The 23958-nt window shown below is 34.3% G+C and carries 16 protein-coding genes and 2 other annotated features; of the genes, 13 read left to right on the top strand and 3 right to left on the bottom strand.

The genetic code is table 11. From position 1 onward, the window contains the following. Positions 1-13: 13 nt before the first annotated feature. The 8 genes from rpoD to tyrS all read left to right on the top strand — a co-directional run bounded on the left by rpoD (position 14) and on the right by tyrS (position 11656). Complete coding sequence (gene rpoD, locus NEH75_RS05500; protein WP_055241209.1) at positions 14-1384, top strand: RNA polymerase sigma factor RpoD; 1371 nt, start codon at positions 14-16, stop codon at positions 1382-1384. An 11-nt stretch (positions 1385-1395) separates the two neighbouring features. Then, positions 1396-2073: a tRNA (adenine(22)-N(1))-methyltransferase gene (locus NEH75_RS05495; protein ID WP_055241207.1), complete on the top strand. Its 678-nt coding sequence runs from the start codon at positions 1396-1398 to the stop codon at positions 2071-2073. Beyond that, positions 2074-3180, top strand: coding sequence for a Nif3-like dinuclear metal center hexameric protein (locus tag NEH75_RS05490; RefSeq protein WP_055276339.1), 1107 nt, complete (start codon positions 2074-2076; stop codon positions 3178-3180). Positions 3181-3259: 79 nt separating this feature from the next. Continuing rightward, positions 3260-3464 (top strand) — a binding site (T-box leader). A 46-nt stretch (positions 3465-3510) separates the two neighbouring features. Beyond that, positions 3511-4539, top strand: coding sequence for a phenylalanine--tRNA ligase subunit alpha (gene pheS, locus NEH75_RS05485; protein WP_055305015.1), 1029 nt, complete (start codon positions 3511-3513; stop codon positions 4537-4539). A gap of 21 nt (positions 4540-4560) precedes the next feature. Beyond that, positions 4561-6978, top strand: a complete 2418-nt coding sequence (pheT, locus tag NEH75_RS05480; protein WP_055241202.1) for a phenylalanine--tRNA ligase subunit beta — start codon at positions 4561-4563, stop codon at positions 6976-6978. A gap of 119 nt (positions 6979-7097) precedes the next feature. Continuing rightward, positions 7098-8159, top strand: coding sequence for a bifunctional 3-deoxy-7-phosphoheptulonate synthase/chorismate mutase (locus NEH75_RS05475; RefSeq protein WP_055305013.1), 1062 nt, complete (start codon positions 7098-7100; stop codon positions 8157-8159). A 222-nt stretch (positions 8160-8381) separates the two neighbouring features. Beyond that, positions 8382-9371: a substrate-binding domain-containing protein gene (locus tag NEH75_RS05470; protein ID WP_055241198.1), complete on the top strand. Its 990-nt coding sequence runs from the start codon at positions 8382-8384 to the stop codon at positions 9369-9371. A 44-nt stretch (positions 9372-9415) separates the two neighbouring features. Then, positions 9416-9616 (top strand) — a binding site (T-box leader). A 774-nt stretch (positions 9617-10390) separates the two neighbouring features. After that, on the top strand, positions 10391-11656 hold the full coding sequence (gene tyrS / locus NEH75_RS05465) for a tyrosine--tRNA ligase (RefSeq protein WP_055241196.1): 1266 nt from the start codon (positions 10391-10393) through the stop codon (positions 11654-11656). Between the two features lie 121 nt (positions 11657-11777). Here the strand turns inward: tyrS and NEH75_RS05460 are convergent, their stop codons facing one another. Further along, the gene (locus tag NEH75_RS05460; RefSeq protein ID WP_055305011.1) at positions 11778-12809 is read right to left on the bottom strand and encodes a YeiH family protein; all 1032 of its coding nucleotides are present in this window, start codon (positions 12807-12809) and stop codon (positions 11778-11780) included. Positions 12810-12927: 118 nt separating this feature from the next. Here NEH75_RS05460 and NEH75_RS05455 point away from each other — a divergent pair, with 118 nt between their 5' ends. Next, on the top strand, positions 12928-13821 hold the full coding sequence (locus NEH75_RS05455; protein ID WP_055305009.1) for a LysR family transcriptional regulator: 894 nt from the start codon (positions 12928-12930) through the stop codon (positions 13819-13821). A gap of 262 nt (positions 13822-14083) precedes the next feature. Here the strand turns inward: NEH75_RS05455 and rpsD are convergent, their stop codons facing one another. Beyond that, a complete protein-coding gene (gene rpsD / locus NEH75_RS05450; protein WP_055241189.1) occupies positions 14084-14683 on the bottom strand; it encodes a 30S ribosomal protein S4 in 600 nt (199 codons plus the stop codon). Between the two features lie 289 nt (positions 14684-14972). Next, on the bottom strand, positions 14973-15461 hold the full coding sequence (locus tag NEH75_RS05445) for a GAF domain-containing protein (RefSeq protein WP_055241187.1): 489 nt from the start codon (positions 15459-15461) through the stop codon (positions 14973-14975). Positions 15462-15609: 148 nt separating this feature from the next. On the opposite strand from NEH75_RS05445, the gene NEH75_RS05440 reads away from it, so the two are divergent. From NEH75_RS05440 to adhE, 4 genes are all read left to right on the top strand, one after another. Then, positions 15610-17337 carry a septation ring formation regulator EzrA gene (locus NEH75_RS05440; protein WP_055305007.1) on the top strand — a complete coding sequence of 576 codons (1728 nt, stop codon included), beginning with the start codon at positions 15610-15612 and terminating at the stop codon, positions 17335-17337. Between the two features lie 554 nt (positions 17338-17891). Next, the gene (locus NEH75_RS05435) at positions 17892-19025 is read left to right on the top strand and encodes a cysteine desulfurase family protein (protein ID WP_055305005.1); all 1134 of its coding nucleotides are present in this window, start codon (positions 17892-17894) and stop codon (positions 19023-19025) included. Between the two features lie 42 nt (positions 19026-19067). Beyond that, a complete protein-coding gene (gene thiI / locus NEH75_RS05430) occupies positions 19068-20297 on the top strand; it encodes a tRNA uracil 4-sulfurtransferase ThiI (RefSeq protein WP_055305003.1) in 1230 nt (409 codons plus the stop codon). Positions 20298-20678: 381 nt separating this feature from the next. After that, the gene (adhE, locus tag NEH75_RS05425) at positions 20679-23276 is read left to right on the top strand and encodes a bifunctional acetaldehyde-CoA/alcohol dehydrogenase (protein ID WP_055305001.1); all 2598 of its coding nucleotides are present in this window, start codon (positions 20679-20681) and stop codon (positions 23274-23276) included. Positions 23277-23958: the final 682 nt, after the last annotated feature.

Below are 23958 nucleotides of genomic sequence, written 5' to 3'. Positions count from 1 at the left end.
AAGGAGTGGTTTTATGTCAAATCCGGTACTTGACGAAAAAAAGATTTTAGAAATTAATAATCAATTAATCAAGTTAGGAAAAAAACGTGGTTATTTAACATACGATGAAATCAATAATAACTTTGAACAAGTTCATTTAGACCCAGAAATGATTAGTTCATTTTTAGATTTATATGATGCAGAAGGAATTGATATCGTTAAATCAGAAAAAATTGTTGAACCAGAAGTTGCTCAAGCAGAAGAGGAAGAAACAGTTTTAATCTTACCTGATTTCGATAACGAAGATGAAGATGATGAAAACATCCCAGCTGACTTTAATGCTGAGGATGAAGTAGATTTAGAAGAAAAATTCGATGATTTTGAGTTTACATCACAGTTTAAAATCAACGATCCAGTTCGTATGTACTTAAAAGAGATCGGACGTGTTGAATTATTATCAAGCCAAGAAGAGATTAACTTTGCGAAGAAAATTGAGCGCGGAGATATTTCGACTGAGATTTTAGATTTACGTCGTCGCAATGAAGAGCTTCCAGCTGAATTGTTAGAGCGTATTGACTCTTTAATTAAAGATGCTGGAGAAGCAAATGATGGAAATGAATTCTTAATTGGAATTACTGAGTTAAGTGATGAAGAAGCACGTCGCGTGATTCATGAAGGTGAGTACGCGAAAAAACGTCTAGTTGAAGCAAACTTACGTTTAGTTGTAAGTATTGCAAAACGTCATGTGGGACGTGGAATGTTATTCTTAGACTTAATCCAAGAAGGAAACATGGGATTAATTAAAGCCGTTGAAAAGTTTGACTACCGTAAAGGATTCAAATTCTCAACATATGCAACATGGTGGATTCGTCAAGCTATCACTCGTGCGATTGCTGACCAAGCACGTACAATTCGTATCCCAGTTCACATGGTTGAAACAATTAATAAATTAGTTCGTATTCAACGTCAATTAGTTCAAGAATTAGGGCGTGAACCATTACCAGAAGAAATCTCAGAAAAAATGGGAATTTCACCTGAGAAAGTTCGTGAAATCTTAAAAATCTCTCAAGAACCCGTTTCATTAGAATCACCAGTAGGTGAAGAAGATGATTCACACTTAGGAGATTTCATTCCAGATGCGGATGCATTATCACCATCTGAGTTTGCTTCTAACGAAATGCTTAAAAAAGAATTAGATGATGTCTTAGAAACGTTAACCGATCGTGAAGAGCGCGTGTTACGTTTACGCTTTGGACTTGAAGATGGACGCACACGTACACTTGAAGAAGTCGGAAAAGAATTCGGTGTAACTCGTGAACGTATTCGTCAGATTGAAGCAAAAGCATTACGAAAACTACGCCATCCTTCTCGTAGCCGTCGCTTAAAAGACTTCATGGAAGAATAGGATTCGATAGTATGAATTACGATTTATCGTTACGTTTACAAACATGTTTAAATGCTCTAGCACCACTACAAACTGTAGCGGATGTTGGAACAGACCATGCATACCTACCTTGTGTAGGTATTTTAAATGGTCAATTAAAAAAAGCAATTGCGGCTGATATCGGGGTAGGTCCTTTAGAAGCAGCAAAAACAACAATTGCTCGATACAACTTAAATGAGAAAATTGAAACACGCTTAGGTCCGGGCTTAACGGTTTTAAATCCTTCTGAAGTTGAAGGTGTTGTGATTGCTGGAATGGGTGGGAAATTAATTGTCTCTATTTTAGAAGACAATATCTCATTGTCTCAATCATTTCAACGTTTAGTCTTACAACCTAATATTGATGCTAACTTATTGCGTGCTTGGCTAGCAGCACATCAATTTGAAATCATTGATGAAAAAATCGTTTTAGATGAAGGAAAGTTCTATGAGATTATTGTTGCTAAACCAGTTGAGGAATTAGTCCCTTATAGCGAGTTAGATATTGAATTTGGGCCAATTTTACGCTTAAACAAAGAACATGACGTTTTCCATGCAAAATGGAGTAAAGAATTTGCTAAAAATGAATCCATCATTCATCAATTACCAGTGAATCATCCACGTTTGGAGAGTTTAAAACAACGCCAAGCATTATTAAAAGAGGTGTTATAAATGAGTCTTAGTATTTCAGATGTCATTAAACAATTGGAAGTCTTATTTCCAAAACATTTAGCTTACGATAAAGATCCTATTGGATTACATATCGGAAATGTGAATCGCCCATTAACTAAAGTTTTAGTGACACTCGATGTAACTAAGGCGGTCGTTGAAGAAGCGATTGAACGTGGAGCCAATTTAATCGTGGCGCATCATCCATTTATTTATCGTCCATTAGCTTCAATTAATACGAATACTCCAAAAGGGAAAATCGTAGAGCTTTGCATCAAGCACGATATTTGTGTGTATTCTATGCACACCAACTTTGATATCGCAAAAAATGGGATGAATGACTGTTTAGCTAATGCTCTAGGGTTAATGAACATTCAACCTTTAATTCCGACGAAACGTGAAGAATATTCAAAAATTGCGATTTATGTTCCTAGCACACATGTTGAAGATGTTCGTCAGGTTATGGGAGATGCAGGCGTTGGACAGATTGGTGCTTATTCACACTGCACATTTACGACTTCAGGAACCGGTTCATTTCAACCATTAGCGGGTAGTCAACCGTTTATCGGACAAACTGGTGAAATTGAATACGTGGATGAAGTGAAGATTGAAGGGGTACTTCCAACTTCTTTAGTAAGTTGTGTGATTGCTAAAATTAAAACGGTACATCCTTACGAAGAAATGGCATATGATGTGTATGCCTTAAATGTGACGATGCCTGATGCTGAGTATGGTCTTGGACGTATTGGGCAAGTTGAAAATCCAGTTGAAGCTTCTGAGTATATTCAACACGTTAAACAGGCTTTAAATGTTTCACATGCCCGCTTCGTTGGTAAGCTGAATAAAAAAATTAAAACAGTTGCGATTATTGGTGGAAGTGGAAGTAGCTATATTGGACCTGTTAAGGCTAAGAAAGCTGATTTATTTATTACAGGTGATGTAGGATTCCATGATGCCCAAGATGCTCAAGAGATGGGATTAAACATTTTAGATGTGGGACACCATGCAGAGTGTATTATGAAGCAACATGTTGCAAGTTTATTAAATGAATTAATGGGCGATATTGCACTGGCCTCTGAGTTAAGTACGGAACCGTTTAAATTCGTTTAATGAATTGAAAATTTTACTAAATATCATAAAATATTGTACATTTTTCATTTGAATGTATATAATAGAGATAAGAAAAAATAAAAAAACGTTGATTAAGGCGTAGTAATGAGGAACTTGCTATTAAGGGAGAGGGTGTCTAAGACTGGAAGCACTCTTATAGTTAAACTCATGAATTCACCTTGTGAGTGATGCTAATCACATCCGGTTGCGGCCGTTATCCGTTTTAAGAGGTTAAGAATTTATCTTAGCAATAAAGGTGGTACCGCGTGTGAAACGTCCTTTTTTAAGGACGTTTTTTTATTTTTAAAAAAACAGTTTGGAGGAATTAAGATGCTAGATCGATTAAAACAATTACAAGTCGAAGCTTTATCAGAAGTAGCAAATACAACTGATTTAAAACAATTAAATGATCTTCGCGTAAAATACCTAGGAAAAAAAGGTCCAATTCAAGAAGTGATGAAAAACATGAAAGATATGGCGCCAGAAGAACGTAAAAGTGCTGGGCAAGTATCAAACGAAGTTAAATCTGTAATTTCACAAGCAATTGAAACTAAAAAAGCTGAGTTAGAAGCTTTAGCCATTCAACAACAGTTAGCAAATGAAACAATTGATGTGACATTACCAGGACGTACAAACTATATTGGTGTTGTTCATCCATTACAAGCCGTGACGAACGAATTAGAAGCTTTATTTATCTCAATGGGATACACAGTTGAAGAAGGTCCAGAAGTAGAGTGGGATCATTATAACTTTGAATTATTAAACTTACCTAAAGGACATCCAGCTCGTGATATGCAAGATTCATTCTATATTACTGAAGAGTCTTTATTACGCACACATACGTCACCTGTACAAGCACGTGTTTTAGAAGCAGCTAAAGGTCAAGGACCAATCAAAATTATCTGCCCTGGTAAAGTATATCGTCGTGACGATGATGATGCGACTCACTCACATCAATTTACTCAAATTGAAGGATTAGTTATTGATACAGATATTACAATGGCTGACTTAAAAGGAACATTATTAGAATTAGCTCGTAAAATGTTTGGTGAAGATCGTGAAATCCGTTTACGTCCATCATTCTTCCCATTTACTGAACCATCAGTAGAGGTTGACGTAACATGCTCAAAATGTTCAGGATGTGGATGTAACATCTGTAAAGGAACAGGATGGATTGAAATTTTAGGAGCAGGGATGGTGCATCCAAACGTCTTAGAAATGTCAGGATTTGATTCTAAGAAATATCAAGGATTTGCATTCGGTATCGGAGCAGAGCGTATCGCCATGCTTAAATACGGAATTGAAGATATCCGTAACTTCTATACAAATGATTTAAGATTTATTAATCAGTTTAAATAAGATTGAATGGAGGCCATATAGATGTTAGTTTCAGTGAATTGGTTAAGTCAATATATTGATTTAAGCGATATTGATCCAAAAGATTTAGCAGAAAAAATTACAAGAACAGGGATTGAAGTAGAATCGGTTAATGTATTAGCAGATGCAACGAATGTTGTAATTGGTTATGTTGAAGAACGTGTACAACATCCAAATGCGGATAAATTATCAGTATGTCAAGTAAATGTTGGTGGAGAAGACGGTGTTGTTCAAATCGTATGTGGTGCGAAAAACGTAGCGGCTGGACAAAAAATCATCGTGGCTAAACCAGGAGCTGTTTTACCAGGAAACTTTAAAATTAAAAAATCAAAACTACGCGGTGAAGAATCTAACGGAATGTGTTGTTCATTAAAAGAGTTAGGGATTGAGCAAAAGTTAGTTCCTCAAGCTTATGCAGATGGAATCTTCATTTGTGCAGATGATGCTCCAGTTGGAATGGACGCATTAGAATATTTAAAATTCCATGATACAGTGATTGAGCTTGGATTAACGCCAAACCGTATGGATTGTTTATCAATGTATGGCGTTGCTTACGAAGTAGCTGCTATTTTATCACGTGACGTTAAATTTGATGAAGTAACAGTGGAAGAAGTAGCAGAAGCTGCTAAAGACTTAATCAAAGTTAGCTCAAAAACTGAGAAAGCACCAATGTACTTATCACGCGTTGTGAAAAACGTTGAAATCAAAGAATCTCCACAATGGTTACAAGCTCGTTTAATCGCAGCTGGAATGCGCCCGAAAAATAACGTAGTTGACATCACGAACTATGTCATGTTAGAGATGGGACAACCATTACATGCTTTTGATTACGATACAATCGCTTCTAAAGAAATTGTTGTTCGTGAAGCCATTGCTGGTGAAACAATGAAAACATTGGATGGGCAAGATCGTGAATTAGCAGAAGGAGATATTATCATTACGGATGGTCAAACACCAATTGCCATTGCTGGTGTGATGGGAGGAGCAGCGACTGAGGTTACAGATAATACAACAAACGTGTTATTAGAATCAGCATTATTCGATCGTTTATCAGTTCGTAAAACATCAACTCGTTTAGGATTACGTTCTGAATCATCAGCTCGTTTTGAAAAAGGAATTGATGCAAAACGTACAGAGTTAGCAATTAACCGTGCAGCACAGTTATTAGCTGAGTTAGCTAATGGGCAAGTATGTGCTGGAATCGTTGCTCATGATGAGTTAACAGTTGAACCAGTAAGTATTGAAATTACAGCAGCTAAAATCAACTCAGTACTCGGAACAAACATGAGCAATGAAGAGGTAGCAAATGTTTGGACACGATTAAACTTTACTTATGATTTAAATGGTGATGTATTTACGGTACACGTTCCATCTCGTCGATTAGATATTACAATTGTTGAGGATTTAATTGAAGAAGCGGGACGTATTTATGGGTACGATAATATTCCAACAACGTTACCTTCAACAGATATTAAAGGTGGATATAAACCAATCCAATTAATGCGCAATAAAGCACACCAAACATTAATGGCTTGCGGATTAACACAAGTCATTACTTATTCATTAACAAGTGCTGAAAAAGCAGAGCAATTCTTATCGATCCCAGCTAACAAGAAAGAATTAGTTAAATTAGCGATGCCGATGAGTGAAGATCGCTCACACTTACGTCAATCAACCATTCCTCAATTATTAGAAGTAGTGCGTTATAATAATGCACGTACAATGGATACGGTAGCTATTTATGAAATTGGAAAAGTTTACGGTCAAGCTAATGGAGAATATACAGAAGAAACGAAAATTTCAGGGGCTGTGACAGGACAAATCATTACAAATAAATGGCAAGCAAAAGTTGAAAAAGTAGACTTCTATGTGGCGAAAGGTTATGTTGATGCAGTCTTAACTGAAATGGGTCACTTAAATGTCACTTATCGTCCAGTCGTAGCTGATGAATATAAAGAGTTCCATCCAGGACGTACGGCTATGGTTTATGTAAATGATATCTTAGTAGGGGTAGTTGGACAAGTTCATCCTGAATTACAACGTGAATTAGACTTACATGAAACATATGTATTTGAATTATCATTAGATGTGTTATTCGGATTAGAAACTTCAAAACCTGCTTATGCAATGGTACCTAAACATCCGGGTATGACACGTGATATTGCGTTAGTCGTTGATCGTGAAGTATTAGCAGATGACTTAGTTCAAACCATCAAAAAAGCAGCTAATAAATTATTACAAACGGTTGAAGTCTTTGATATTTACGAAGGTAAAGGTGTTGAAGAAGGTAAAAAATCAGTGGCAATTTCACTTTACTATTTAGATCGTGAAAAAACATTAACAGATGAAGATTTACAACCAACACACCAAAAAGTATTAAATGCTTTAACTAAAGAGCATGACGCTGTTTTACGTGGATAGTGAGAAAAGGGGAGCAAGTTTTTATCTTGTTCCCTTTTTTGCCGCTCAATAATGAAACTAACTTTAAAAGAATCAATTATTAGCTATAATAGAAATAGACTATAGCATGAGGTGATCAAATGAAAAATGAAAATTTAAATCAGTTAAGAAATCGAATTGATGAGATTAATTTACAACTTTTACAATTATTAAATGAACGTACAGAATTAGTAGAAGCAGTGGGTCGTGAAAAAGATAAACAGGGATTAAAAAAATATGATCCCATTCGTGAACAACAAATCATTGAACAATTAAAAGAAAAAAATCAAGGACCTATGAGTGATGAAATGATGGTCCACATTTTTAAAGAAATTTTCAAAGTAAGTGTGAAATTACAAGAAGAAAAGAGCCATAAAAAAGGATTATTAGTATCGCGTAAAAATAAATCTGAAGATACAGTTATCGAAGTTAATGGAGATTCTATTGGGGAAGGAGAAGCAACCTTTGTTTTTGGACCATGCAGTGTTGAATCACAAGAGCAAATGGAACGTGTCGCAGCTAATCTAGCTGCCAAAGGTTTAAAATATATTCGAGGAGGCGCATTTAAGCCGCGAACATCTCCTTATGACTTCCAAGGTCTTGGAATTGAAGGCTTAAAAATCATGTCTGAGGTGGCGAAAAAATATGATTTACGCGTGATCAGTGAAATCATGGATGCAAGTGATTTAGAAGCAGCTTTACCTTATTTAGATGTTGTGCAAATTGGTGCTCGTAATATGCAAAACTTTTCATTATTAAAAGCAGTTGGACATATTAATAAACCTGTTTTATTAAAACGTGGATTAAGTGCAACGATTGAAGAATTTGTAAATGCTGCTGAATATATTACGATGCATGGAAATCCAAATGTTATGTTATGTGAACGTGGAATTCGTACATATGAAAAAGCAACGCGTAATACACTTGATATTTCAGCGGTCCCAATTTTAAAACGTGAGACGCATTTACCAGTTTTTGTTGACATTACTCACTCAACGGGACGTAAAGACATCTTACTTCCAATTGCAAAAGCCGCTTTAGCTGTTGGCGCAGATGGAATTATGGCTGAAGTTCATCCAAATCCGACTGTGGCATTATCAGATGCGAATCAACAAATGAGCCTGGAAGAATTTGATGTTTTTTTCAAAAATTTATTAAGCTAGAATAAGTTAAAGTTTTCCTGACTATAATAAAAATAATCATAAAAAAAAGCAAGCGATTTTAAAATGAAAATTTTCATTAAATTGTTGATTAATCAAATCTTTTTCGATAAAATGAATGTAGTATCGAAGATTATGATGATGTTAGTGCTTACAAAGTCGTACTTTGTAGGTTAGAATGATAGATAGGTACAGGAAAATTTCAATGTATTAGGAGTTGATGTTATGTCTAAAGTAACAATTTATGATGTAGCACGTGTTGCTGATGTTTCATTAGCGACAGTGTCACGCGTTTTAAATAATCCAGAAAAGGTAAAGCCGAAAACTCGTGAGCGTGTTTTAGCTGCAATTAATGAATTAGGATATCGTCCAAATGCGATTGCTCGTGGTTTAGCAAGTCGTCGTTCAACAAACGTTGGATTAATTGTTCCAACATGCTCACGTGCTTCTGTATCAGAAATGATCGATGGAGTAGCAGATATCGCTGATAAATACCGTTACTCAGTCTTCTTAAACGTGACACATAATGAAAATGATATTGCTACAAATGTATGGCAAAACATGATTGCTTCTCAAGTCGATGGTGTTTTAATGATGGCAGATAAACTGAGTGACGATGAAATCGAGCGCTTAGCGAACGATACCGTGCCAACAGTTTTATTATCAGTTAAAGATTTAGATGGACGTTTACCAGCCGTTTTAATTGATTACGAATTAGCCGCTTATGAAGCTACTAAAAAATTAATTGAAAATGGAAATAAAGATATCGCCTTTATTACATCAAGCTCATATTATGCAATGAACGAGTTAAAAGAACAAGGATATCGTCGTGCATTAGCAGAAGCAGGGTTAGAACCACGCATTTTAGGACTATATAATAAATTTGAAAACTCATTAGAAGCATTTAAAGAATTCTTCGCTAATAATGCGGCTCCTGATGCAGCATTAGCTGTACGTGATTCAGTGGCTGTCATGTTCATGAATGCAGCGATTGAGCATGGAATTAGTGTTCCAAATGATTTAGAAATCATCGGATTCCAAAATACAAAATATGCGATTATGTCACGTCCACAATTAAGTACAATCAACATTCCAACGTACGATATTGGTGCTGTTGCGATGCGTTTATTAACGAAATTAATGAAAGAAGAGGAAGTAACTGAAACTCAAATCACGTTACCTCACTCATTTGTTTGGCGTAGTACAACAAAATAAGGTTGACATAAACATACACAATTTGTTATAATCCAAGCATTAATACTAGTGCAATGATAAGAATTTAGTAGTGATTATTAAGAGCAGTCACAGAGACTTAGTGGTAGGTGAGAACTAAGGCAGTAATAATCACGAATTACACTCTTGGAGCATGTTCATATGAACCGGTCTTTACCGTTATCAAATCGAGTGGTTGAATCATAGATTTAACAAGTTGGGTGGTACCGCGAACTTTCGTCCCTTCATTTTATCTTTTTTAGATAGAATGAAGGGTTTTTTAGTTGCGCTAGTAATCTTGGATTACTTTAGCGTAAACTTATCCTGAACGCTAGAATATCTAACGTAGTTTAGATATTCTCATGAAGGGTTGTTAGTTCCATTTCTAGCTTTAGTAGATTATTTAATCTATCTTCCCTTGATGGACAGTGTTATCCATAGTCTATAAGCGAGGCAGAGTCGAGCCCTACTTCGAGAAAAAAGTTGAATTAGAAGAAGGTTTACTTTAGCGTAAACTTATCCTGAAGGCTAGAATATGTAACGTAGTTTAGATATTCTCATGAAGGGTTGTTAGTTCCATTTCTAGCTTTAGTAAATTAGTTAATCTATCTTCCTTTGATGGATAGTGTTATTCATAATTTATAGGCAAGACAGAGTCGAGCTTTACTAAAGGAAAAGGCTTGTATTAGAAGGATGTTTGTTTAGAAAATCTTATCTATATAAGTCCAGATAAATTTTCTTCAGAGAAAATTTTTAACTGGACTATAGGCTGCCTTGATAGATAAAACATATCAGTATTTTTTATTTGCTACTCAAGATGTAGAATACTTATCTGTTTATATATAGATCATAGTTTTGCTCATTTATTAAAGAGAAAGATAGTCTGAACTAACGGAGGGTTATTAATTCAACTTGTATAACTTTTGATTAATCAACTCATTTGATAAGGTAAATTTGGTTTTGAATTAAAACGATAGAGGATAATAAAATTATCCTACAAAAGATTAAATGAGGTGAAAATAATGAAAAACGAATTCTTAAAAGAATTAGAGTGGCGTGGATTAATTAATGACTGCACGGATTTAGAAGCGTTAGATGCGTTAATGGAAGAAGGTAAAATTACATTATACTGTGGATTTGATCCAACAGCAGATAGTTTACATATTGGTTCTTTATTACCAATTTTAACGTTAAAACGATTCCAAATGGCTGGTCATAAACCATTACCATTAGTAGGTGGAGCAACAGGATTAATCGGTGACCCAACAGGTCGTTCAGCTGAGCGTCAAGAAAATAGTCATGAGACAGTGATCAAATGGTCTGAAAGTATTAAGCGCCAGTTATCACAATTCATGGAATTTGGAGATCAACCAAATGCTGCTGAGTTAGTTAATAACTATGATTGGACTTCAAACTTAAGCATGATTGAATTCTTACGCGATTTCGGTAAGTTTTTCAACATTAACTATATCTTAGCGAAAGATACAGTATGCTCTCGTTTAGAGCATGGGATGACATTTACTGAATTCTCTTATACTATCCTACAAGGAATGGACTTCAAACATTTATTTGAAACGAAAAACTGTGTGTTACAAATTGGTGGATCAGATCAATGGGGTAACATTACATCAGGATTAGAGTTAATTCGTAAAACAATGGGGCATGAAGCAAAAGCTGTTGGATTAACAATGCCATTAGTAACAAAAGCAGATGGAACAAAATTTGGTAAAACTGCAGGTGGAGCAGTATGGTTAGATCGCAATAAAACGACACCTTACGAAATGTACCAATTCTTAATTAATACAGCAGATGAAGATGTTATTAAGTTCTTAAAATACTTCACATTCTTATCACAAGAAGAAATTGCTACAATCGAGGAAGCTTTCAAGGCTGCACCACATGAGCGTTTAGCACAAAAAACATTAGCGAAAGAAGTCGTAACAATCGTGCATGGTCAAGAGGCATACGAGCAAGCGTTAAAAATCACTCAAGCATTATTCAGTGGAAACTTATCTGAGTTAACAGCTGAAGAAATTGAGGTTGGATTCAAAGATGTACCATCAGTTGAATTAGCTGAAAATCTTAACTTAGTGGATGCACTTGTATTTACGAAAGCAGCTAGCTCAAAACGTGAATCACGTGAGTTCATCAATAATAACTCAATCTCGATCAACGGAGAAAAAGTGAACGATTTAGAATTTACAGTTTCAAAAGAAAATGCAATCGGTGGTAAATTCACTGTTATCCGTCGTGGTAAGAAAAAATATTTCTTAATCAAACACGTTTAATAAAGTAAAAGGAAGGTTCAAGACCTTCCTTTTTTAGCATTTAAAAATATATGTTTTATTTGCATTGCTTTAAATACCATCTATAGTAAGGAGTTAAAAAAGACGTCAGAGCGTCTTTTTATTATAGTAAAATTCTAATTAAAATGACAGCGAAGATGATTTGAGCAATCCCGATGGCTAAACAGTAAACACCACTCTTTAACCCAGCTTTCATTAAATCTTTAAATTTAACGCTCATTCCAATTCCAGCTAAAGCGAAGATTTCGAGGTAGTTACTGATTTGTTTAAAGCCAAGAGATATATTTTCGCTAATAAATCCAATACTGAATAGGAAGCACATTAAGAAGAATCCTTTAACATACCAAGGGATTTTTATTTTAGCATTTGGTTTTTTATGATGTAACTCGGCGTCATGATTTTCTTCATCTTTTTTTAGTTTAGCGAACCCTAAAATAACGAATACTAGGAAAATAATTCGAACAATTTTAAAAATCGTTGCGTACTTTAAGACATCATGGTTAACCATTGAGGCACTTCCGACGACTTGTCCTACTGATTGTAATGTTCCACCGATTAAAGCGGATGATAACATCGTTTCATTTTCATATAGTAGATTTGTGAAGAATGGCAAAATCATCATTAAGATGGTACCTGTTAAGTTAACTAAGGTAATTGTAATTGATTTCTCCACATCATTTGCTTTGATGACTGGAGCTGTTGCACCGATAGCTGAAGAACCACATACAGCGTTTCCTGAGGCCATTAATAAGCGGAAATTTTCTGAAAATCCAAGCTGCTTACCGACAAATAAACAAAATGCAATCGTTAATGCCATTTGTAAAATGATAAAGCTAACACCAGAAACCCCTAACTCTAAAATGACTGTATAGCTTAAGGTTCCACCAAGTAGAACAATTGAGTAAGATAATAAATTTGATTCTGAAAAACGTATGCCTTTATGAAGTTTTTTATGTGTTAAAACAGTATTTCCTAATAATAACCCAAGTAAAATAGCAATAGTTGCTCCTCCGAGTGTTGGAACTAATGTTCCAAGATATTTAGCTACTAAGCCGATGAGAATACAAACGATAAGACCTGGGAAGATATCTTTAAAATTTGTAAGTTTTTGTTGGATAAAGTCTTGAGTTTTCATTGGTTCAATACTCCTTCTCTTAAAATCTACGCTATAAGTATATAATAGTTTTTAATATAATTAAAATTAATTATTATAATGGTTATAATCAGATAAAATTATAGTAGAGGTGTTTCTAATGATAGATGAGTTAAAGTCATTTATTCAAGTTGTAGATGAACAAAATTTTACGAAAGCTGCTCAGAAATTGAATTTGTCACAGCCTGCAGTTAGTATGCACATTTCTGGCCTTGAAAAACAATTAGATACCATATTAATTTTGCGTTCAAATAAACAAAAGAATTTTTTATTAACACCAGATGGAGAATTACTTTATAAGCGTGCTAAAAAGATTGTGCATCAATATGAGGAAATGATGAACGAGATCAAGAGTCAAAAAACAGAAGTTCAAGGAACATTGAAAATTGGAGCTAGTTTAACAATAGGAGAGTATTTATTACCCAAAATCTTACTACAATTATCCAAGTTATATCCGAACTTAATGTTTGAGGTTATTATTGAAAATAGTCATACGATAATGGAGAAGATCAATCAACTTGAGTTAGAAATTGGATTAATTGAGGATGATGAAGTCCCTTTAACTCTTAATCGTCAGCCGTTTTATTGTGATACCTTGCAGATTGCTTATAGTGATAAATTAACATTACCTAAGTCACCAGCACAGTATCACACGTTCTTTTCTTCGCAAGCATGGTTTGTTCGAGAGGATGGCTCTGGAACACGAGCAATGACTGATTTCTTCTTAGAGAACTTAAGGATTATACCCAAACATAAAGTGATACTTGGAAGCAATTATTTAATTAAAGAAACACTAAGACACCAACACGGAATGACTTTTGCTTCTACCTTAATGAAACATCAAGGTTTTAAAGGAATTAGTTATTTAGAAGAAGAGGCTTATACATTATCGCGTTTATTTTACTATGTGACTAAAGAGGGCGTCGTTTTAAGTAAACGAGTACAGTGTATGATTAGTTTATTAAATGAATTAGATGAGACAATGAGATCTTAAAACGGTGCTGTATTTTAAGAAATTGTTAATAATGATAAAGACTAAAAAAAGGACAATGCTGAAGTTGTCCTTATTAATTGATGCTAATTTAATAGATGAGAAAACTGAATTTATAATTTATTATAATAATTGAAGTAGCTAAAAGTTTAAGTAATATTAGTTATGACTAAAAATAGGAGATGATGATGTGAGGTGAAAGAGGGATTTGGAAGAACAAAAAAAGACTTCGGAAAATCCGAAGTCTTTTTAGTGCCATTAAAGATTAACGGCTGTAGAACTCTACGATTAAGTTTTCGTGGATATCAGCGAATACTTCAGAACGTTCTGGTAAACGTACGAATGTTCCTGTCATTGTAGCTTCGTCGAATGATACGAAGTCTGGACGGTGTACAGTTCCTTCTAAAGCAGCTTTGATGATAGCTAAGTTAGCTGATTTTTCACGAACGCTGATAGTTTGTCCTGGTTTTACTGAGTAAGATGGGATATCAACGCGTTGTCCATCTACTAAGATGTGACCGTGGTTAACTAACTGACGAGCTTGACGACGAGTGTTAGCTAATCCTAAACGGTATACTAAGTTATCAAGACGAGATTCTAATAAGTATAAGAAGTTCTCACCATGTTTACCTTGTAATTTACCAGCACGATCGTATGTACGACGGAATTGACGCTCAGTCATTCCGTATGCATGACGTAATTTTTGTTTCTCTTGTAATTGTAATCCGTATTCAGAGATTTTTTTACGAGCTTGTCCGTGTTGCCCAGGTGCATAAGGGCGTTTTTGTAATTCTTTTCCGTTTTCTAAGATAGAGTATCCTAAACGACGAGAAATTTTCCAGCTTGGTCCAGTATAACGAGCCATGCTATGACCTCCTTTTAATTTGTCAGAAATTTTGATTTTGCATACCAAAAAAGGAGAAAATTTATCAAATACTATAGGATAGATTAAAATCTCATATCCTCGCCTTTGCAGCCAAAAGGTTATACGATATGCCATCAATACCTTTAAGCGATATTGAGGTTTAATCTATACGTTACAGTCAGATAAAAAGCTGCCTTTAATATACGCACTCAAGTATAATATCAATATTCTACTTTATTGTCAACAAAAAATCCGAGTTCTAAACATTTTCCAATAATTAAGCTTAAATTTAGTTAGTAGGAATAGTTTCCACAATGATTTGCACAAATTGTTCTAAATATTTTTGATCGATTTCATTAAATCGATTTAAGCGAGGACTATCGATATCTAATACTCCAATTAGTTCATCATCTTTTAAAATAGGAACTACAATTTCAGAGTTGGTTGCACCATCACAGGCAATATGTCCAGGAAATTCATGAACATTTTTAACGACAACTGTTTGCTTTGTTGTAGCTGCATAACCACAAACTCCTTTATGAAATGGAATACGGATGCAAGCAGGTAATCCTTGAAATGGTCCAAGTACAAGCTCTTCGCCTTTGTTTAAGTAAAATCCAACCCAGTTAATGTCCTCTAAAAATTGATTTAATAAAGCTGATGCATTAGATAAATTTGCAATCAAATCGGATTCTTCATAAGTCAATCCTTTTAATTGTAATAATACTGTTTCATAGTTTTCTTCTAATGTTCCTTGATAAGCAGTTGGATGAAACATTTTCTCCCCCCTTGGTATGATATAAAATAGTTTGCACACATTATAGCAAAAATAAATAGAAAAACATAGAAACAATAGGATTTTTTATCAAATTATGATATCATTAAAAGACAGTAAACAGTTTAAGAAAGCGTGATGGGAGGATACTATGACAGATTTTAAATTACTAATTTTAATAGTGATGATCGTCGTCTTAGCAATCGTATTAATTTACTCAGTTATTATCGTATCAAAAAAGAAACAATACTATGCTAAAATTGATGAACTTGATTATTTAAAACATGAGATTTCTAATCAGACGGTCCCGTTTGAATTAGCCAAGCTACGTAGCACAAAAAAGAGTGAGCGTATTGTTAAGTTAGTTCAACAATGGGAACGACGTTGGGGAAAATTAGAATCCGACTTTATTACCGTCACGGAGCAAATTATTTATACGGAAGAGCTTGTTGCCAATAAAAGTTTCGTTGAAGCCGATGAGCATTTAGTAGAATTAAAACAAACACTTGAGTTGTTAAAAGAAGAAGTTGAACAATTAATTGAAGAAATTAAGTCGTTAAAGAAATCAGAAGAACGTAGTCGTTCAAATGTCATTGGATTAAAAGAAACGTTTGAACAATTAAAACGTCGTTATGAAAAAGAAGAAGAGAACTATATTGAGTTTAAAGAAGAGATGAAGACCTTATTTAAAGATGTTGAAGTCTTTTTCTTAAAATTTAATGAGTGTATGGAAGAATGTAATTACGATTTAGCTGATGAAACGATTGAACTGATTAAGTCACATATTGAAATTATTGTTCATATGTTTGAACGCACTCCAATGTATAAAGATACAATTACACAAGAAATCAAGCCTTTATTACGTGAAGTTTTAAAGAGCTATGAATCTATTATGAAATCAGGTGTCTATTTAAAGCATCTTCAAATTGAAGAAACGATTGCAGTGTATCATGAGCAATTAGATGAGATTCCAAATTGGATCAAACGTTTTGATTTTGTCAAGATTGAAGGAATGCTTGTTGAGATTCATGATAATGCTAAACAAATGATTGAATTCATGAAGAAAGAATATGAACTTCAAGAGGTGTTAAAAGAGACAGTTATTAAAACGAAATCGCTTATGCAAGAGCTACAAGAGCATAGCGAGCAACTTCAAGAGCGTTATGAAAATATTAAAGGAAATTATCGTATGCCTGAGGAAGAGGAGAGTCATTTCGCCTTTTTATTAAATGAAATTCAAATTGTAAGTAATGAATTAGTCTATTTAGTCGGAAAAGTCGATGAACATCAAAGTGCAAATTCTGTGTTACTACGTGAGTTATCATCGCTGAACCAACAATTAGATGAGATTAAAGAACAATTAGCTGTGTTTGATGGTGAAATTGAAAGCTTATATGCTGGAGAAAAAGAATGTCGCCAGCGTGCACTTCATTTATTGAAAACATTCAATCATCTTAAAGGAATGTATCATCAAGTTAACTTCCCAGTTAAGAATGAGGAAACTGAAGAGATGATTAAACGTGCAAACTTCGCTATTCAATTATTATTTGAAACGATTGGGCGATTACCTATTAATATTGCAGAGATTGATAAACAGCTTGCTCTAGCACAAGAGTCGATTCAAGAATTATCTAATCGAGTGGAGATTGAGGTTCAACAATCTAAATTAGCCGAACGTTTAATGGTATATGGTCATCGTTATATTGGACGAGAAGGAATGTATGTCGTGGATTTAACGATTGCTGAGGATCAATTCCGTCAAGGAAATTATGAAACGGTGATCGAAAAGATGCGTGAATTATTAAAAGAGATTGAAGGTTCACGTTTTGATTTAACTTATGATCAATTTAAGCAACAATTAGATTGCTATCTATTATAATAAAGGAAACTGTCTATAAGGACGTCGTGAGTTATAGACAGTTTTTATTTTGAGTAAACAAATGCAAAAAAATAAAGCTGCGTTCTAAAAGAATGTTGATATTTAATAAAAATCATGATTGCTTCGCCTAACTCATTGATAATAGATACAATTAAATATGATGAAATCAATGTTGTTAATTATCAACACTTATCTAGAATAGAGCCAAAAAAAGTTCTATGATGCAGATAAATGAAGTGAAATAAGAATAAATGCATAATATAATAATAAGGACATCTAGATGATTTGCTATTAAAAGTGAATTTTTTCTAGCAAATTGATGATGAAGTTCATACTTTATAGTGTAAGCAAATCATAGAACGACCATTTTCTACGTCATAAACTCAGAAAATAGTTGCAATTTGAGATTATAGCTTTAATGTGATATAATGTCGAAACGATAAAGTAACAAGTTTCATATTCAATGAATTCGTCTGCCTCTTATCTGAGCAGAGTTCGTAAGAGTTAAAAGTTTAAAATGGGTCTGAGATGTTTATGTCGGAAGGAGAATCAAAATGATTTATTTAGACAATAGTGCGACGACTCCTGTTGATCCAGAAGTTTTAAATGCTTTCGTGAAAGTTAATGAAAATTTTTGGGGTAATCCAAGTTCGTTACATGCATTTGGTGCTCGTGCTGAACAATTACTAATTCAGTCAGAAAAGCAAGTCTTATCCCTATTAAATGCGAAACAACACAAAGTTATTTTTACATCAGGAGCAACTGAGAGTAATAACTTGGCTATTCGTGGGTTGTGTCATGCTTACAAAAATCGTGGACGTCACATTATTACAACCCCTGTTGAGCATGCCTCAGTTCATGAAACAATTGAGGAACTAGAAGCGGAAGGGTTCCGTGTTACATATATTGACGTCAAAGGTAGCAATGCTGATATTGTAAAGCAAATTCAAGAAGCCATTTGTGAAGATACAATTTTAATTTCATGCATGCATGTGAACAATGAAATGGGAATGGTATTTCCAATCTATGAAATTGGTCAATTATTAAAAAAATATCCAAAGGTAAAATTCCATGTTGATGCCGTTCAAAGCGTGGGTAAAATTCCTGTTGATATTGATAAAATGAATATTGATTTATTATCATTATCTGCTCATAAATTCCATGGATTAAAAGGAAGTGGAGCACTAATCGTGAATCAATATTTAAGTTTAACACCTGAAATTACAGGGGGACATCAAATGTATGGCCTTCGTTCAGGAACAATTAACGTAGCGGGTGCAGTTGCGCTTGCTAAGGCTTTACGCTTAGCAATAGAGCCACTGCAAACAAACTACCAACATGTTAAACAATTATTCGATCATACAATGAACGAATTAAGAAAAATTGATGGTGTAGTGGTAAATAGTAATCACGAACATCAAACGCCTTATATCATCAATTTTGCTGCCGCTCCGATTAAAGGTGAAACGTTAGTTCATGCGCTTGAGGAATATGATGTTTATATCTCAGCAAAATCAGCGTGCTCATCTAAATCAGCGACTGCTTCACGTATCTTATTAGCATTAGGGATTAGTGATGAGGTTGCACAAGAGAGTATACGTGTTAGTTTCTCTAATCTATCGACAATGGAGGAAGTAGATCGACTAATTAAAGCTTTAAAAATCGTTGTGGCACAACTAAAACACTAGTACTACAAATCGCAGCAGGTTATCGAGGAAGGAAATGATGAAATGATTTATGACCGTATTTTAGTCCGTTATGGTGAATTATCGATTAAAGGAAAAAATCGTAAGTATTTTAAAAATGCATTACACAAAATTATTCGCCGCAAGTTACGTGGGCTTGATCAGTTAAAATATGAAGTGACACGTGACCGTTTCTATATCATTTTAAATGGGACAGCGCCAGAATTAGTAACAGAGCAGCTAGATAAAGTTTTCGGATTACAATCTTATAGTTTAGCTGCTCGTTGTGAAAATGAAATTGATGCAATTAAAGCATTAGCTTTAGAGATTATTAATGAACAACCAAAAGTTCCAACTACATTTAAAGTAGAAACAAAACGTTCAGATAAACAATTCCCAATGCAATCAGGTGAAATTTCACGTGGAGTAGGGGCACATTTATTAATTAATACGGATCACTTAAGCGTGGATGTTCATAATCCGGATATGACGGTGTTTGTTGAAGTTCGTCGCGAAGGAACATTCATTATGGCCGATCACATTAAAGGTCTTGGTGGGTTCCCAGTTGGAATTAGTGGAAAAGGTTTATTAATGATTTCAGGTGGAATTGATAGTCCAGTTGCTGGATACCTAATGCAAAAACGTGGAGTTGAGATTGAAGCGATTCACTTTGCATCACCACCATATACATCAGTTCGTTCAAAACAAAAAGTGTTAGACTTAATGGAGAAAAATGCTCATTATGCACCGGTAGACTCAATTGATGTTCATGTAGTTCCATTCACGGAATTACAAACAGCCATTTATGAGAATATTCCTAGCAGCTATACAATGACAGTTATGCGTCGTATGATGTATCGTATCGCTGAAGGAATTGCTAAAAAACGTGAGATTTTAGTTTTAGCAAATGGTGAAAGTTTAGGGCAAGTTGCTTCTCAAACATTAGCAAGTATGTATGCAATTAATGCTGTAACGAATATGCCAATTATTCGTCCAGTTGCTACACTTGATAAAAATGAAATTATTGAAATTGCGAAACAAATCGATACATATGATATTTCAATTCGTCCATATGAAGATTGCTGTACGGTCTTTGTTCCAGAGCACCCAGCGACTAATCCATCGCTTGAAAAATGTATTGAATTTGAACAAAACTTTGATTTTGAATCATTAGTACAAAAATGTATTGATAATACAGAAATCATTACAGTTCGTGCGGGTGAAATCATTGAGTTAGAAGATAATACTGCTTGTCCATTAAATGATTTATTCTAATTGATATAAATAAAAAGCTGAAAGAAGTAATATTCTTCCAGCTTTTTTTGTATTTAAGTTCATTTTATGAATCAAAAAAATATACCTCAATTAGAAAAAAATATTAATGATAAAACGATTAATTTGTACTGTTAAAGTTATTTTTTGTCGAACTATAATCTTTCTTGGGTGCGAATGTAGAAAGAAATAAAAATCTATATTTTTACATTTATAGTTAAATAAGGTAAAATATATAAGTGAAAAACGCTTTCTATCATAAAATTTACTATTTGTGAAATTATAAACGTTTTCAATCCGTTTTCATTAGACAAATAATTCACAATGTAATATAATAGCGTTGTAAGTAAGTGAATGAATTCACAATATTGAGGAGGAGTCGGAATGACAAATAAAATTACAAATGTTGAGGAGTTAATGTCAACTCTTGAAACAATGCGCGCAGCTCAACGTGAGTTTGCCACATTTACACAAGAACAAGTTGATGAATTATTCTACAAAGCGGCAATGGCAATTAATAATTTACGTATTCCGTTAGCACAAATGGCAGTAGAAGAAACGGGAATGGGATTAGTTGAAGATAAAGTTATTAAAAATCATTACGCTTCAGAATATATCTATAATAAATATCGTAATGAAAAAACATGTGGGGTTTTATCTGAAGATTTATCGTTCGGAATTCAAAAAGTTGCTGAGCCAGTAGGGGTAATCGGAGCAGTAATTCCAACAACAAATCCAACATCTACAGCATGTTTTAAATGTTTAATGGCAATTAAAACTCGTAATGCAATTGTTATTTCAGCCCATCCACGTGCTAAAAATTGTACAAACTATACAGCCCAAGTGATTCGTGAAACAATTGAAGCAGCAGGAGCTCCAAAAGGATTAATTGCATGGATCGATGCACCAAGTATTGAATTAACAAATACAGTTATGTGTGAAGTCGATTTAATCTTAGCAACGGGTGGACCAGGAATGGTTAAAGCAGCATACTCTTCAGGAACACCAGCAATTGGAGTAGGGGCAGGTAATACACCAGTTATTTTCCATAAAACATGTAACATCCCAATGGCTGTTAACTCATTATTATTATCAAAAACATTTGACTACGGTGTCATCTGTGCATCAGAACAGTCAATCATTGTTGATGAGTCAATCTATGATGCAGTTAAGACTGAACTTACAAAGCGTGGAGCTTTATTATTAAATCCAGAGCAATTAGAGGCTGTTCGTAAGACAATCATTGTCAATGGCGCATTAAATGCTAAAATTGTTGGACAACCAGCATGGAAAATTGCTGAATTAGCAGGATTTGAAGTTCCTAAGGATACAAAAGTTTTAGTTGGTGAAGTGACTGATACTTCATTAGAGGAACCATTCGCTCATGAAAAATTATCAGTTGTCTTAGCAATGTACAAATCATCTAATCATGCGGAAGCAGTGGATATGGCTGAAACATTAGTTAACCATAGTGGTCTAGGGCATACTTCAGCTATTTATGCAGATGAGTTACGTGCTGAAGCTGATATTCAAGCGATGGCATCTCGTATGCGTACAACAACATTCTTAATTAATCAACCAACAGCACATGGAGGAATTGGAGATATCTTTAACTTTGCTTTAGCGCCATCATTAACTTTAGGTTGTGGTTCTTGGGGGAATAACTCAGTATCAGAAAATGTAGGACCAAAACATTTAATTAATATTAAAACGGTTGCTAAAAGGAGAGAGAATATGCTTTGGTTTAAAGTTCCATCAAAAGTTTATTATAAATTTGGATGCTTACCAGTTGCATTAGAAGACTTAAACTTCGATGGTAAAAAACGTGCATTTATTGTAACAGATAAAGTGTTATTTGATTTAGGATATACAAAACAAGTCACGGATGAGTTAGATCGTTACGGAATTCAATATACAATGTTCACAGATGTTCATCCAGATCCATTACTATCAGATGCTAAAAAAGGTGCTGAAGCAATGGCCAACTTCAAACCAGATGTCATCATCGCCTTAGGTGGAGGATCTGCTATGGATGCAGCAAAAATTATGTGGGTATTATATGAACACCCTGAAACTAACTTCCAAGACCTAGCAATGCGTTTCATGGACGTTCGTAAACGTATCTATCGCTTCCCTCAAATGGGTAAAAAAGCTAGCTTAGTATGTATTGCAACTTCAGCTGGTACAGGTTCAGAAGTCACTCCTTTCGCTGTAATCACAGATGATGAAACAGGAATTAAATATCCATTAGCTGACTACGAATTAACTCCAACAATGGCAATTGTTGACCCAGTCTTAATGTTATCCATGCCAAAAGGATTATGTGCTGCTTCAGGTATCGATGTATTAACTCATGCTTTAGAATCATTAGTAGCAACAGTAGCAACAGAATATACAATTCCATTATCATTAGAATCAGCTAAATTAGTCTTTGATTACTTACCAGAATCTTATCATGGTGGAGCAGAAGCAAAAGTAGCTAAAGAAAAAATGGCTAACGCTTCATGTATGGCAGGGATGGCCTTCTCTAATGCAATGCTTGGATTATGCCACTCAATGGCTCATAAATTAGGGGCTAAATTCCATATTCCTCATGGTATTGCAAATGCATTATTAATTAATGAAGTTATCAAATATAATGCAACAGATGCACCATTCAAACAAGGAACATTCCCTCAATATGAAACTCCTCAAGCAATCGAACGTTATGCTAAAGCTGCAGAGTATGTAGGATTAACAGGACGTACGAATGAAGAAAAGGTTCAAGCGTTATTAAATAAAATTGATGAATTAAAACGTGAAATCAATATTCCGATGAGTATTTCAGAATGTGGTGTATCAGAAGCTGACTTCTTAGCAGCAGTAGATGAATTAGCAGTTGAAGCATTCGATGATCAATGTACGCCTGCTAACCCACGTTACCCATTAATTGAAGATATCAAACAATTATACTTAAATGCATTCTACGGCGAAACAAAATAATTAATCACCAATCTACGCATACACTAATTTAAAACTCCAAACAGTGACCAAAGCACTCTGTCCTTTTTGACAGGGTGCTTTTTACTATTTTAAGATAAGATAGGATTACTGCATTCATCATTGAAAGGGGGTTAATCAAATCATGGCATAAAAATAGTTTTAATGATAGAAGAAGCAGTCTTATTGCTAGATAGCTAGCCTGTGTTCATGAAGTTTTAAGATTTTAACTTTGATGTGATTAGTATTAATGATTTATGAATTTTAAATAGAATAAAAACTCACATCGCTTTATTCTATTTAAAATACAGGGATACTACAGTATATATTTGAAAGAGATACCTTATAACAAGTAATCGATAGTTTATACAAAAAATATGAATTGAATTAAAATGAATGAATATAAAAAAGTTAACTATTACGACAACTTTTCTAAATAGAAACAGAAAGGTTTTCTACATTTAGTATATTAACCTAAATGTGTGATAGTCATGCCGTGTAAGGTAAACTATAGTCCAGGGCACACCTGACAGATTGTCGAAGACAATCTAATCCTCAACTGCTAGGGGGGGTAAAAGTTTTTTACAATTGGAAAAACTTATCTGGACTTATAGAATAGTTAAGGTAAATACTATATTCTAAGAATATAAAAAAGTAGCACCGAAGTGCTACTTTATTTACTATG

The organism is Turicibacter sp. T129 (genome assembly GCF_025594975.1).
In the GTDB taxonomy this organism is placed as follows: Bacteria; Bacillota_I; Bacilli_A; order MOL361; family Turicibacteraceae; genus Turicibacter; species Turicibacter bilis.
The sequence above is the reverse complement of the archived record's forward strand: the minus strand, read 5'-3'. Positions and strand labels throughout refer to the sequence as shown.

Coding starts and splice junctions, on each gene's coding strand:
- NEH75_RS05435 (WP_055305005.1), top strand. CDS start 17,892: ATGATTTATTTAGACAATAGTGCGACGACTCCTGTTGATCCAGAAGTT.
- rpsD (WP_055241189.1), bottom strand. CDS start 14,683: ATGGCTCGTTATACTGGACCAAGCTGGAAAATTTCTCGTCGTTTAGGA.
- NEH75_RS05475 (WP_055305013.1), top strand. CDS start 7,098: ATGAAAAATGAAAATTTAAATCAGTTAAGAAATCGAATTGATGAGATT.
- NEH75_RS05455 (WP_055305009.1), top strand. CDS start 12,928: ATGATAGATGAGTTAAAGTCATTTATTCAAGTTGTAGATGAACAAAAT.
- NEH75_RS05470 (WP_055241198.1), top strand. CDS start 8,382: ATGTCTAAAGTAACAATTTATGATGTAGCACGTGTTGCTGATGTTTCA.
- pheS (WP_055305015.1), top strand. CDS start 3,511: ATGCTAGATCGATTAAAACAATTACAAGTCGAAGCTTTATCAGAAGTA.
- NEH75_RS05445 (WP_055241187.1), bottom strand. CDS start 15,461: ATGTTTCATCCAACTGCTTATCAAGGAACATTAGAAGAAAACTATGAA.
- NEH75_RS05460 (WP_055305011.1), bottom strand. CDS start 12,809: ATGAAAACTCAAGACTTTATCCAACAAAAACTTACAAATTTTAAAGAT.
- NEH75_RS05440 (WP_055305007.1), top strand. CDS start 15,610: ATGACAGATTTTAAATTACTAATTTTAATAGTGATGATCGTCGTCTTA.
- NEH75_RS05490 (WP_055276339.1), top strand. CDS start 2,074: ATGAGTCTTAGTATTTCAGATGTCATTAAACAATTGGAAGTCTTATTT.
- NEH75_RS05495 (WP_055241207.1), top strand. CDS start 1,396: ATGAATTACGATTTATCGTTACGTTTACAAACATGTTTAAATGCTCTA.
- tyrS (WP_055241196.1), top strand. CDS start 10,391: ATGAAAAACGAATTCTTAAAAGAATTAGAGTGGCGTGGATTAATTAAT.
- rpoD (WP_055241209.1), top strand. CDS start 14: ATGTCAAATCCGGTACTTGACGAAAAAAAGATTTTAGAAATTAATAAT.
- pheT (WP_055241202.1), top strand. CDS start 4,561: ATGTTAGTTTCAGTGAATTGGTTAAGTCAATATATTGATTTAAGCGAT.
- thiI (WP_055305003.1), top strand. CDS start 19,068: ATGATTTATGACCGTATTTTAGTCCGTTATGGTGAATTATCGATTAAA.
- adhE (WP_055305001.1), top strand. CDS start 20,679: ATGACAAATAAAATTACAAATGTTGAGGAGTTAATGTCAACTCTTGAA.